The sequence below is a fragment of the Virgibacillus sp. 7505 genome (genome assembly GCF_002272135.1).
In the GTDB taxonomy this organism is placed as follows: domain Bacteria; phylum Bacillota; class Bacilli; order Bacillales; family Amphibacillaceae; genus Terribacillus.
On the sequence record NZ_NPBF01000139.1, the window covers coordinates 1 to 300 of the forward strand.

1 pseudogene is annotated in these 300 nt (G+C 48.0%); it reads left to right on the forward strand.

The window, feature by feature from the left end:
- Positions 1–300 (forward strand): annotated as a pseudogene (locus CHH91_RS18305) (ATP-binding protein); the annotation flags it as partial.

Consider the following 300-nt stretch of genomic DNA (forward strand, 5'->3'; position numbering starts at 1 on the left):
CCAGATACGGCACCTTTAAAAAGTTGTTAGACCAGTTTGGCAGTTTGCCGCCGTCATCTGTAAAAGGGATCCAATGGCGCTTGCACCGGCTCAACCAAGCAGGGCTTTTCCAACAAAATATCCGTGCCATTGAGCACGGCATCCATAGTGGCAAGCTCGTTGTCGTCCAAGGGGCTGTTTGGTTGCTGCAAGTGTTCTCCAGCTATGTCATTGGTACGCTTTATTCAAAAAGACGCTCTTATAAAGATGCGAAGCTCCAGCAGCAACAAGCCCAATTTTTTCCGCCTTTTGTCATTGTGA